This is a genomic window from Paenibacillus aestuarii, from assembly GCF_027789125.1.
GTDB classification, from domain to species: domain Bacteria; phylum Bacillota; class Bacilli; order Paenibacillales; family NBRC-103111; genus Paenibacillus_E; species Paenibacillus_E aestuarii.
On record NZ_JAQFVF010000033.1, the window covers coordinates 133,264 to 145,326 of the forward strand.

Sequence of the window (12,063 nt, forward strand, 5' to 3'; positions counted from 1 at the left end):
ATTGAAACTAAATGCCGATTAACTTGCAGACCCATGGAGATACCGTGTGAATGAAAAAGCGCGATGGCATCGGGATGTTCCTGTGCATCCAATCGGCTGCAAACAATACAAGCGTAAACAAAGCAATAGCGAAGTATAGGACTTTGACGCTGGATTTCTCCTGTTTAAGCATGTTTCGGTCCACCAGGAAACTCGAGAAAGTGAGGATAAGAAATGTGATCTTAAAAATTAAATCCATCGTTACTTTTTCTCCTCGACCACATTTTGATTGATAAGACCGGTCTCCGTAATGGTGGCTGTAACGTTAATGCGGAATTCGGCATCTTTAAATGCGTTCTGCCAGTTAGCCTGGAGCTTGTTGTTCCATATGTTCGGATAGCGCCGCCAGATCAACAGGCCGAGTTGGGCTGAATCGGTGCCTTCTTTTTGCATTTGCTTCACAGCGGCTTGGACATTCTTCTTTACCTGATCGGCAAGCTTACGTTCGACCTTGTGCAGATTTTCCGGCTTTCCGAGATCGATCTTCGCCAAATCCTCCCGCACCTGTCCGAAGGCTTCGAGTTTAAGGTCGAAGATGACATGATCATCCTGCAGGATTGGCGTGATATCGGCATGTCCTTTGGTCACCATGATGGTGATGTCTTTGCCGGATTCGATCGGAAACGTGAGTCCGTGTTCCTTGACATTGTTTTCCAGCCACATCAAGCCATGCGCTTCGTCATCTTTAAAAATGCCGACCATGCGGTCGCCTTTGAATTGTGCGTACCCGGTCACTTCGATTTCTTCATGGGGATCGTTGCTGGCCTGGCTTTTCACTTCTTTCATATAGCTGACGATCGGATCGCTGCCAAAGCTGAGCGATATGCCAATATCCTTGGTTGAAGTCGGTATGGATTGGCGAGACTTGGTTAATTCGCGGATGGCTTCGGCAGGGAACCGTTCGAACTTGGGCGTCGTGTTGAACAGTTCATAAGCCTTGCCTTTGGTGACGATAAGAAAACACGTCAGCCGGGTTTCCGGTGAACGAGGGACTACATCGAATAGGGGCCCGATTCCTCGTTTGGCCAGCTTCTCGCCAATGATAACGATTCTGCGGTGAGATAAAAATATTTTGCGCGACATTCGGCTCTGCAGCTTGCCGACCGCCTCCCGCATTGTGGTACCGACTTCGGAATCCACATAGTAGCTCTTCCCGCCAGATGTACCGCCGCCACCGCCGCTTGCACCGCCCATGGAGCCGGGAAGCGGCAGAATATAAGCAACGCGATATTTCCCATCATCTTCCAAGTCGACAGAGGAGGCAAGAACAAAGGCGACATCGTTCGTCTCGACGCGATCCCAGCAGCCGGTAAGGACGGGCAGCATCAAAATCGGGATGGCAGTGATAGAGCAGAGACGTCTAAGAATCCGCATTTTGTCTGCCCTCCTTGCTCGCTTTATGCACATGCTGAATGTTGCTGCCATCCACACCGCCGTCCTGTTTGATATGGTCGGGCAGCTTGCTGTCCATTCGCGACGTATCTTGAATCGCCATAAATTCCGGTCGTTTCTTCAAGGCCCACCAAGGAGCGCGGAAGAGCGCATCCTTGAAGTCGCCTGCCGACATCGGACCAAACGGCGATAAATAGGGAACGCCAAATGAGCGCAAGTTCGCCAGATGTCCCAGCAGAATCATGAGGCTGAAGAAGATCCCGTAGAAGCCGAATACAGCGCCGGCGATGAGGATGGGGAAGCGCAGCATGCGAATGGCGATGGCGCCATTGTAGCGTGGGATCGTGAAAGAGGCGATCCCCGTGATGGAGACGACGATTACGATCGGTGCTGACACAATTCCGGCCTGGACGGCGGCTTGTCCGACGACCAAGGCGCCTAGAATCGAGACGGCGGAGCCGACCGCCTTGGGCAGCCGGATGCCGGCTTCACGCAGCGCTTCAAAAGTAATCTCCATAATGAACGCTTCGACCACGGCAGGAAAAGGAATGGCTTCCCTGGAGGCGGCGATGCTAAGCATAAGCGTCGTTGGCAGCAGGTCCTGATGGTAGGTCGTAATCGCCACATATAAGGCCGGTGTGGTCAAAGATAAAAAAAGAAACGTGTATCGCAGCAGCCGAAGCAGCGTTCCGATTTGGAAGCGTTCATAGTAGTCTTCGCTGGCTTGCATAATTTGCATGAAGACGAAGGGGACGACCAGCGCGAACGGTGTGCCGTCGATGATGATCGCGACCCGTCCTTGCAGCAGCGCGGAGGCGATGACGTCCGGCCTTTCCGTATATTGCATCTGCGGGAACGGCGAATACGCATTGTCCTGGATGAGCTCCTCAATCATGCCGGATTCGAGAATTGCATCGATGTGAATGAGCTCCAGCCGCTTCGTCACTTCCTCGACCAAGGAAGGCATCGCCAAATCGTCGAGGTAGCATACGACGATGTTGGTGTTGCTTTCTTTGCCGATGGTCATGGACTTCATCTTCAACCGCGGCGTTTTCAGCTTGCGGCGGACCATCGACGTGTTCGTGCGCAAGCTTTCCACGAACCCCTCTTTCGGACCGCGGACGACGGTCTCGGTCTCCGGCTCGCCGACGGACCGCTTCTCCGTGCCGCGGATGCCGAGCAGCACCGTTTTCGCGTTCCCTTCGACGAGCAGCGCCGTGTCGCCGCTCAGCACGGAGATCAGCAAATCTCCATAATTGTCGGCGACCTGGGTCTGCGAGACGGGGAGAATCTTCCCGGTGATGCGTTCAATGGCGGTCTCGCCGCCGCCGAGCAGCATGAGCGACTTCATCGTCTCATTCAGCAGCTCGGTATTGACGAGCCCGTCCACAAACAGGATCAGCGCTGGAATGTTCGGCTCGATTTCGAATTCACGGACGACGACATCGGAGCAGTCGGTGAACATTTTTTTAATGAAATTGTGGTTCTCCTCGAGCAAAAGCGAAAGCTTGGTCTCCTTGAGCTCTTCAATGAAGTGATAATCCAGGGAGTCGGCTAATGATTCGTTGCCCCCGGATGCATTCATGGAAGGGGACGAGCTCTTGCGAAGCATGCGCTGCATAAGCCGTTTGGACGCATGATTCATGATGGAATGCACCTCCCGCTCGTCATGTTTATATTAATCTCTGCTGAAAATCAGGATTTTATTACCATCTGAGAAAAATTTAAGTGAACAGGTCGACAGATCGGCATAACCGGACCGCAGCAAACGTGCAAACGGGCGGCACGGACGGTAGTGTCGTATACTCGCTTCCACCTTAGCCAAAACTATGGGAATCCATCTAGCTGAGGGGGGAAGCCGTTGATTTGGGTCTTGATCGTCCTAGTGCTGTTCGTTTTTCAGACAGCGACCATCCTCATTGGCGAATATCGAAGGCCGGCGAAGACGGTGGCGTGGCTGCTCGTCATGTTTATTTTTCCAGTTATCGGATTTATCATGTACTATTTTTTGGCAAAAGAGTATTCGCAGCGCAAAATCGTACGCCGCAAAGGTCACGGCAAGCCGAAAGGCAAGCGCCATCCCGCGTCGGACGCCATTCCCGTTCTTGAGGAAGATGAGCCGCTGGAGTCCGGCAAGTACGATCTATATGAGGATGCCAGGTTGTGCGGATTCCTTTGCAATATCCCGGGCTCGCCCTTAACGGAGCGTAATCAGGTTGAGGTGCTGACGAATGCTGAGCCGACCTATGCGTCTATGTTGGCTGCGATTGATGAAGCGAAAGATCATATTCATTTTGAGTTTTACACGATTCGGCATGATGCCACGGGGAGGCTGTTTCAAGAAGCACTGATCCGTAAAGCGCAGGAGGGCGTAAAGATTCGTGTGATTTATGACGGAATAGGGAGCTATCAGCTGTCTAACGCCTACATCAACAAGCTGAAGCAAGCGGGGATCGAGGTGCAGAGCTTCTTGCCGCCGCTGATCGCTTTTTTTGACAAACGTCTCAATTACCGCAATCATCGCAAAATTGTCATCGTTGACGGAAAAGTCGGGTTTCTCGGCGGAATCAATATCGGGAATGAGTATGTAGGCAAGGATCCGAAGCTGGGATTTTGGCGGGATACGCATCTGAAGCTTAGCGGGGACGCGGTCTATTATTTGCAGCAAACGTTTCTGACGGATTGGCTGTTCGTCAGCGGCCAGCGGGTTTCGGGTGAGTCGTTATTTCCCGAGCATCACCAGCCTGAGGACTCGTTAGTCCAGGTGATCGCGAGCGGTCCTGATGCGCAGTGGGACGCGATTCAGGAGATGTTTTTTGCCGGTATCGTCGCCGCCAGGAAGCGTGTGTATCTCACGACGCCTTATTTTATCCCGGACCCGAGCATTACGATGGCGCTCAAAACCGCCGTGATTAGCGGCGCGGACGTACGCATGATTTTACCTTATAAAGCGGATTCGCGGATCGTGCAATATGCGACGAGATCGTATTTACTGGAGCTGATGCAGGCGGGGGTACGCATTTATTTATACCGCAAAGGCTTCATGCATGCCAAGGTGATGCTGATTGATCACACGATGGCGACGGTCGGGACGGCCAACATGGATATGCGCAGCTTTTTCAGCAATTTCGAGCTTAATGCAGTTCTGTTTAACCATGACGTGATCGCCAGGCTGGAGGCTGACTTTTTGCAGGATTTGAAAGATTGCGAGGAACTGAAGCTGGCTGAATTCGAGAAGCGCTCGCGCTGGGAAAAAGGGAAAGAGGTACTCGCCCGGATGCTGTCCCCTCTTTTCTAAAGCCACGGTTACAGCCGGGCAAGAACTGTATCCAAGTTTTGCGGAGGCACGGTTTCGATTAGGTCGCCCATACGCCGGAGACGCTCAATGACGGTATGCAAATTGAATTCTTTCGGACTTGGATGCAGCTCGACTTCCTTCCATAGCAGCGGAGTGGACACAGAGGCGTCTTTCCTTGCGCGAGGGGTGTAGGGAGCGGACAGCGTTTTCCCGTACCAGTGCTGCAGGTAGTCTACATAAATTTTGTCGCCGCGATTTTTCTTGAACCTTTCGATAGTAAACAAATTCGGGTATTTCTTGACGACGAAGGCTCCGACGAAATGTCCGATGCGGCGCAGCTGCTCGAAGGTGTAGCCCTCACGGATCGGAATATAGATTTGCACGCCTGTCGCTCCGGACGTTTTGGCTACCGATTGGATATGCAGGGCATCCAGCACTTCGCCGATAATATGGGCGGCTTCCATAATCCGCGGCTCTTCCTCCAGGGTCGGATCGATATCAATCACCCATTCGGCAGGTACGGTCTGACCAATTTTATGGAACGAAGGATGAAATTCCAGGCAAGCGAGGTTGCCGAGCCAGATCAGCGTGGACAGTGAGTCCAGGTTGACATAGTTGATACCGTCCAGCGGAGCGGTTTTGACGAAAGGAGGCAGAGGCTCGGGGGCATTCTTTTGATAAAACGATTTGTCGTTATAGCCATGCGGAAAGCGAATCGTCGTGAGATGTCGGTCGCGGCAGTAGCGCAGCAAATAAGGGGATATCTCGGTTAATTTGGCGAGATAATCCGCCTTGGTGATCCCGGCTTCCGGCCACAGCAGCTTGCCGGGGTTCGTGATCGTCAACTCGTTTCCTTCCACAATGAGAGTGCCTTTGGTCGTTACGGCCATGATGATGCTCCTTTCTTTTTATCCTCGTATTCCCCGATTATTCCCTGCATGACCCACTCTCAAACCAGCCGCCAACAACCTCTTGACAAATAAAGCGGGGGCGGTCATAATAATAAAAGTAAATAACAAAAAGTAAGTTATATATAAAAATAAAGTTTATTCTTATTCGTAAATTGATGCGAGTGGGGATAAGCCAAAAAAATGGAGGAATTGAACATGACACAATCCGTTCTTGAAGCAGTGAAAGTAAGACGCACCTATTACGGCTTGAGCAAGGAGACAGTAACTTCCAATGAGCGTATCCAGGAGATCGTTCGCGATGCTGTGAAATATACGCCATCTGCGTTTAACTCGCAAAGCGCGCGCGCTGTTGTTCTGTTCGGTGCACAATCCGATAAGCTCTGGGACATTACAACAGAGGAGCTTCGCAAAATTGTACCGGCTGACAGCTTCGGCCCTACCGCGGACAGAATGAAAGGATTCAGCGCTGGTTCCGGCACGATCTTGTTCTTCGAAGATCAGAAGGTCGTCGAGACGCTGCAGGAGCAGTTCCCTGCCTATGCGGCAAACTTCCCGATCTGGTCCAACCAATCGAGCGGCATGCTGCAGCTCGTGATCTGGACGGCGCTGGAGCAAGAAGGACTGGGCGCTTCCTTGCAGCACTACAATCCATTGATCGACGATGAAGTGAAAAAGACTTGGAATCTGCCGAGCGAGTGGAAGCTGATCGCACAAATGCCATTCGGTAAACCGACGTTCCAGCCGAATCCGAAAGAATTCCAAATGCACGAACAAGACGTAAGAGTGTTCTCTTAATATATAAGGCTGTCCATGCGCTTACTCAGACGCGGGGCAGCCTTTTTGCTTTTCGAGGCAACTCTTCTCAATTGGGCATTAGATTTTTACTGCGTCCATGAGTTATCATTAGATTATCATGAATAGAACCCCGATTCTGTACAAAAGACTTCAGTAGAAAAGAGGAATAGATACATATGTCAACGTCAGAACGAATCAAACTGACTTCTTATTCCACCAAAGGCGGCTGCGGCTGCAAAATCGGACCCGGCGAGCTTTCGCAAGTGATCCGAAGCTTGCCTGCAGCCGTGCCAGATCCGAACCTGCTGGTCGGCATTGACACGAGTGATGATGCCGGTGTGTACAAGTTAAGCGATGAGCTGGCGCTTGTGCAAACGGTCGATTTTTTCACGCCGATTGTCGATGATCCTTACTCGTTCGGGCAAGTCGCAGCGGCGAATGCCATCAGTGATATATACGCCATGGGCGGCAAACCGTTAACGGCCTTAAATATTGTTGCTTTTCCAATCCGTACGCTGGACAAGCAAGTGCTGGCGGACATTTTGCGCGGAGCTGGCGATAAAATGAAAGAAGCGGGCGTCACACTGGTCGGCGGCCATTCAATTGACGATAACGAGCCTAAATTCGGCCTCGCCGTGACAGGATTGGTGCATCCAGGCAAGGTGCGGACGAATGCCGGATCTGTACCGGGCGATAAGCTGATTTTAACCAAACCGATCGGAGTCGGCATTTTAACGACTTCCATTAAGAAAGATCGTCTATCCGACGAGGAGATTAGCCGCGTCACCCAAGTGATGGCTACGCTGAATAAAACAGCCGCTGAAAAGATGGAGCCTTTTGATGTGCATGCTTGTACGGATGTAACGGGGTTCGGCTTGATGGGCCACAGTTTGGAGATGGCCAAAGGAAGCGGCGTCGGCATCCGCATTATCGCCGATCAAGTGCCTGTTTTGCCTAGGGTGCGAGAACTGGCGGAAGAAGGTCTCGTGCCTGGCGGCACGAAGAACAATTATGCGCATGTGCAGGATTCGATTACTTTTGCCGATACGTTGGATCAAGTCGGTCAGTGGATTTTATGCGATGCCGTGACATCGGGCGGATTACTGATCTCAGTTGCCGGCGGGCAAGCTGAGGAGCTGCTGGAGCAGCTGAAGTCTGCCGGCGTTGAGGCGGCGATTATCGGAGAAACGACGGACGAGCACCCAGGCCGGATTGTGGTCATTTAACTAAAGGAGCGGTTACTTTGTTCCAGGATATCACCTTAGAAGAGCTATTGGCCTTACAGCAAAATAAAGATCATGTCATGATTGATGTCCGCTCCCCTTCCGAATTTCGGGACAGCACGATTCCGGGGAGCCTGAATATTCCGCTGTTTAACGATGCGGAGCGTGCAGAAATCGGTACGATTTACAAGCAAGTCAGCATCCAAGCAGCCAAGGATAGAGGGCTGGAAATCGTTTCGGCCAAGCTGCCGGCTTTTGTCAAAGCTTTTGAGCAGCTAAAAGGGCAGAAGGTCGTCTATTGTTGGCGCGGCGGGATGCGCAGCAGAACATCGGCAACCGTTCTTTCCTTAATGGGCATCCGGGCGTACCGCTTAACCGGGGGTATTCGCACTTACCGCAAATGGGTTGTGGAAACATTGGAGCAGATGGAGCTTAAGCCGCCGTCCATCATTCTGCTAGGCCATACGGGAATCGGTAAAACTGCGATCCTCAGGCAGCTTCAAGCCGAGGGCCGCCCTGTGCTGGATCTGGAATATATGGCTGGGCATCGCGGCTCTATTTTCGGGCAGGTCGGGCTGCGTGCGAATAACCAAAAAACGTTCGAATCTCTTCTCCTTCAAGAAGTGCTGCAAATCCAGGATGCGCCTTATGTATTAATGGAAGGGGAAAGCAAGCGGATCGGTAAGGCCGTACTGCCGGACTTTATCATCCGTAAAAAAGAAGCAGGCACACAGCTGTTTATTGAGATGCCTATCGAGGAAAGAGTGCGTCATATTCTTGCCGACTACCAGCCGAATGACAATAAGGCTGAGCTGCTGCAAGCCTACATGCATATCAAAGACCGCATTCATACGCCTATCGCTAAAGAAATCGAGACTAGTTTGCGGGACGAACAATATGCCCATGCGGTGCGGCTGTTGCTGGAACATTACTACGACCCGCGTTACGAGCATGCTATGCGGCAATATGAACAGGAACGAGTTGTCATTCAAGCGGAGTCGATTGCTGATGCCGTGCAGGCGGTCAGAGATTATTTGGCACAATTGAAACCGGTAACCGTGTAGAAATCTGTTTTATTCTGGCTATACTAAAAAGAACCGTTCATCGCTTGCGATGAACAGTTCTTTTTTTCATTTGGCCTGCCAATTACAGTACGCGGCGAGCTGTGATATAGTGCGAGTTCCAATACGAGTTCAGTTTCGTAATTTTTACGCCACCTGCTCCGTATGTGTTCAGCATCTGGTTGTTTCCGATATAGACGCCAACATGTCCTACACCCGGACGGCCCGGTACGGAGAAGAAGAGTAGATCTCCCTTCTGCCAGTTGCTCTTGGATACGTAGCGGCCAACTTTGGACTGCTGGGCAGCTGTACGCGGCAAAGAGATTCCGTATTTGCCATAGATGTATTTCGTTAATGTCGAGCAATCGAAATTGCGCGTCTGACCGACTTTGGCACCGAATTTATATGGTGTACCTAAATATCTTTTTCCTAAAGCAATAATCGAATTGGCTTTAGATGAAGTCGAAGTTGCAGAAGCGGATATCGTATCAGCCTTAGTAAGCTGAGGGCTACTGATAACACCACCTGAGATGGCGATGGTTGTTCCTAAAGCTAAGATAGCCAAGCGCTTGCTCCATACTTGATGTAATTTCATAGTTGTTCCCCTCCTTAAGTTGTGTACGGCTCATCCGTATCTGGAACCTAGTGTAGCACAGCTAGGATCTCCTATTATTTGCTAGAGGTGTCGGAAACCGTGAGCTGGAGGGGAAGGCGGCTTATTTATTAGAAAACGATGAGAATGTACTGAAGAAATTATTCTTGACAAATGGGAAAATGGGGGATGTTGCAGATGTTGCAACCAATTGAGCCTTTTGAGCCGGTTGTCGTGAGCGGAACGTTCCCGCAGGGCGAGCAGTGGGTCGCTCAGATTAAATGGGACGGCGTCCGCATGCTCAGCTATTATGACGGGGCGCAGGTGAATTTAGTGAATCGCAAGCTGAATCCGCGTACGCTGCAATATCCGGAATTTTTGCAGGCGAGCAGGTATTGCCGCGCCTCTTCATTTATTCTGGACGGCGAGATCATCGCCATGAGCGGGGGCCGGCCTTCCTTTCATGAAGTGATGAAGCGGGATAGTCTGCGAAGCGCCATGAGTATTGAGCGAGGCGTCAAACAGACGCCGGTTTCTTTTATGATTTTTGACGTATTATTTTGCAATGGAAGCTGGGTGGTGGATCAAAGCTTGCAGGCGCGCCAACAATTGCTTGAGCAAATCATTATCCCCCAACAGGATGTTCAGCTTGTACAGAATTATCCGGATGCACCGGCGCTGTATTCATTAATGGAGCAATACCAGATGGAAGGGATCATTTATAAAGATTTGCAAAGCTCCTATGTAGTCGGAGGCAAAGATAAGCGCTGGCAGAAACGCAAAATTGTCCACGATCTCTATGCGGCCGTGGGTGGCGTGACGTACAGGGGGAAGAGAGTGAATGCCCTGCTGCTCGGTCTGTATGATGAGGCGGCCCGGTTTATTTATATCGGACATGCCGGAGGCGGGAAGCTGAGCAATCAGGACTGGATGGACCTGACGGAGCGAATTCAGCCAGACATTACGGGCGTCAGGCCGTTCGTCAATGAACCGGAGCGAAGCAAAGAGGCCGTCTGGCTGCACCCACGCCTCGTGGTGAAGGTGCAGTTCCTGGAATGGACGCCGGGAGGGACGATGCGGCAGCCGATTATTCAAGCAGTCGTCGAGCTTCCTGCAGCCGGGTGTACGATTTCGCAAGCGAACCTATAAAAGAAGCGCTGAGTCCCTGTAGACAACGGGATTCAGCGCAGCGGACGGCAGCATAGATCAAGTTTATCAAGTGACAGGTTCCTTCACTTTCTCTTCCTTCACTTTCTCTACTTTTACTTTAGGCTCTTTCTCTTTCTTCGCTCTCGTCTTCGGCTTCTTGACTTCAGTTACCGTTGCATCAGGCTCAAGATGTACCTTCTCGGTGCTCACCTCAGCTCCACCTGCTTTTGTGGCATCGAGGCTCGCCTGCAGCGCGGCCATCAGATCGATCACGCTCGTCTTCTGCACATCCGGTGCGGCCTGCACTTCTTCTCCGGCGATTTTATGCTCGATAGCTTCCATCAACCTGCCGCGATATTCATCTCTATACTTCTCCGGTTCAAAAGGCGTTGAAAGCTGACTGATCAGCATTTTCGCCATTTCCAATTCCCGCTCATTCACTTGGCTCTGTTCCGGAAGATTCGGCACTTGGCTGATCGGACGGATCTCATCCGGATAGAAAATCGTCTCCATCGCCAAACAATTATCGATCACACGAATCGCAGCCAGTGAGCTCTTGGAGCGGATCGAGACTTTGGAAATGCCGATTTTCCCGGTCTGCTTCATCGATTCGAGCAGCAAGGAATAAGCACCTGAACCTGTTTCGCCGGGGGCGAGATAGTACGTTTTTTGAAAGTAAACAGGGTCGATATCTTCCAGATTCACGAAGTCCAAAATCTTGATCTCTTTATTCGCTTCTCCGGAGATGGTCTCCAGCTCGTCCTTCTCAAAGAGCACATACCGCCCAGGCTCGTATTCATAGCCGCGCGATATTTCCTCCCATTCTACTTCCTTCTCGCAAGTATTGCACTTGCGCACATAAGCTAGAGGGGTGATACAAACTTTATGAATATAGCGCATCGAGATATCCTTATCTTCCGTTGCCGAGAACATTTTTACAGGCACGTGGACAAGCCCGAAGCTGATAGCGCCTTTCCAGACAGTATGCACGAGCGATCCTCCCCATTAGTCAATTTGACGGTCTTCTCACTAGTATTCTCTTGAACGGATTCCTTTATACGGCGAAGGACTAAGAGAATGCTGACAGCCGGCAGTGGGTATCTTAAGCATGCACGATTAGGTTAACATCCATTTCAGTAAGGAGGGATTCTCGGATGGCAGAAGCTCCGAAAGCAGCCCAAGATAAAGACCATCAAGGGCAAGAAGATTATTTTATGGACATTGACCGTATGATCAATGAGGGTTTAGGAGGCGGAAACGTCACCATGCACAATGGATTGATTGAGTGTTCAACGACGGATACGATGGATCATCCGGAATCTGTTTTGGATGAGCCGTAGGCGGCGAAGCGAAAGGGGAGTTCACGCATGAACATTCATCGCGCCCAAGAAATTATTGCCGCGGATGAGAAGATCGAGGTCGAGCTGAACGGTCTGCCGGTCTGGATTGACAGCGTCGATCCCAGCCGAGCCGTAGCCAAAGTGCACGCGGAACAGAATCCGGCGGATTCTCGGGTCGTATCCGTTCAAGAGCTGGAAGAGGTCCGCTAACTGAGAAAAGTCTGCTTCCGAAAGCAATCGGATGCAGGCTTTTTTATTCGCGC

At 51.2% G+C, this 12,063-nt stretch carries 13 protein-coding genes; 7 read left to right on the forward strand and 6 right to left on the reverse strand.

Annotated elements, in window-relative coordinates:
* Positions 1-7: 7 nt before the first annotated feature.
* The 3 genes from O9139_RS15735 to O9139_RS15745 form a co-directional block, all read right to left on the reverse strand.
* Entirely contained in the window at positions 8-172 is a 165-nt protein-coding gene (locus O9139_RS15735; protein ID WP_270880417.1) for a hypothetical protein, read from the reverse strand.
* 68 nt (positions 173-240) lie between these two features.
* Complete coding sequence (locus O9139_RS15740; RefSeq protein WP_270880418.1) at positions 241-1,413, reverse strand: Ger(x)C family spore germination protein; 1,173 nt, start codon at positions 1,411-1,413, stop codon at positions 241-243.
* On the reverse strand, positions 1,400-3,016 hold the full coding sequence (locus O9139_RS15745) for a spore germination protein (RefSeq protein ID WP_270880595.1): 1,617 nt from the start codon (positions 3,014-3,016) through the stop codon (positions 1,400-1,402). The genes O9139_RS15740 and O9139_RS15745 overlap by 14 nt, the downstream gene beginning before the upstream one ends.
* 276 nt (positions 3,017-3,292) lie before the next feature.
* On the opposite strand from O9139_RS15745, the gene cls reads away from it, so the two are divergent.
* A complete protein-coding gene (gene cls / locus O9139_RS15750) occupies positions 3,293-4,729 on the forward strand; it encodes a cardiolipin synthase (RefSeq protein ID WP_270880419.1) in 1,437 nt (478 codons plus the stop codon).
* An 8-nt stretch (positions 4,730-4,737) separates the two neighbouring features.
* Here cls and ligD read toward each other — a convergent pair whose 3' ends face one another.
* Positions 4,738-5,619, reverse strand: a complete 882-nt coding sequence (gene ligD, locus O9139_RS15755) for a non-homologous end-joining DNA ligase (RefSeq protein WP_270880420.1) — start codon at positions 5,617-5,619, stop codon at positions 4,738-4,740.
* A gap of 216 nt (positions 5,620-5,835) precedes the next feature.
* On the opposite strand from ligD, the gene O9139_RS15760 reads away from it, so the two are divergent.
* The 3 genes from O9139_RS15760 (at position 5,836) to mnmH (ending at position 8,722) form a co-directional block, all read left to right on the forward strand.
* A complete protein-coding gene (locus tag O9139_RS15760) occupies positions 5,836-6,435 on the forward strand; it encodes a nitroreductase family protein (protein WP_270880421.1) in 600 nt (199 codons plus the stop codon).
* Between the two features lie 176 nt (positions 6,436-6,611).
* Complete coding sequence (selD, locus tag O9139_RS15765) at positions 6,612-7,661, forward strand: selenide, water dikinase SelD (protein WP_270880422.1); 1,050 nt, start codon at positions 6,612-6,614, stop codon at positions 7,659-7,661.
* 17 nt (positions 7,662-7,678) lie between these two features.
* The gene (mnmH, locus tag O9139_RS15770; protein WP_270880423.1) at positions 7,679-8,722 is read left to right on the forward strand and encodes a tRNA 2-selenouridine(34) synthase MnmH; all 1,044 of its coding nucleotides are present in this window, start codon (positions 7,679-7,681) and stop codon (positions 8,720-8,722) included.
* An 82-nt stretch (positions 8,723-8,804) separates the two neighbouring features.
* Here the strand turns inward: mnmH and O9139_RS15775 are convergent, their stop codons facing one another.
* Positions 8,805-9,314 (reverse strand): C40 family peptidase, encoded by a 510-nt coding sequence (locus tag O9139_RS15775; RefSeq protein ID WP_270880424.1) that lies wholly within the window; start codon positions 9,312-9,314, stop codon positions 8,805-8,807.
* Between the two features lie 195 nt (positions 9,315-9,509).
* On the opposite strand from O9139_RS15775, the gene O9139_RS15780 reads away from it, so the two are divergent.
* Positions 9,510-10,460: an ATP-dependent DNA ligase gene (locus O9139_RS15780; protein WP_270880425.1), complete on the forward strand. Its 951-nt coding sequence runs from the start codon at positions 9,510-9,512 to the stop codon at positions 10,458-10,460.
* Positions 10,461-10,526: 66 nt separating this feature from the next.
* On the opposite strand, the gene ku is transcribed toward O9139_RS15780, so the two are convergent.
* Entirely contained in the window at positions 10,527-11,450 is a 924-nt protein-coding gene (gene ku, locus O9139_RS15785) for a non-homologous end joining protein Ku (protein WP_270880426.1), read from the reverse strand.
* 164 nt (positions 11,451-11,614) lie between these two features.
* On the opposite strand from ku, the gene O9139_RS15790 reads away from it, so the two are divergent.
* Together O9139_RS15790 and O9139_RS15795 are read left to right on the forward strand one after the other, a co-directional pair.
* A complete protein-coding gene (locus tag O9139_RS15790) occupies positions 11,615-11,800 on the forward strand; it encodes a hypothetical protein (protein ID WP_270880427.1) in 186 nt (61 codons plus the stop codon).
* A gap of 27 nt (positions 11,801-11,827) precedes the next feature.
* Positions 11,828-12,010 carry an H-type small acid-soluble spore protein gene (locus tag O9139_RS15795; protein ID WP_270880428.1) on the forward strand — a complete coding sequence of 61 codons (183 nt, stop codon included), beginning with the start codon at positions 11,828-11,830 and terminating at the stop codon, positions 12,008-12,010.
* Positions 12,011-12,063 lie beyond the last annotated feature (53 nt).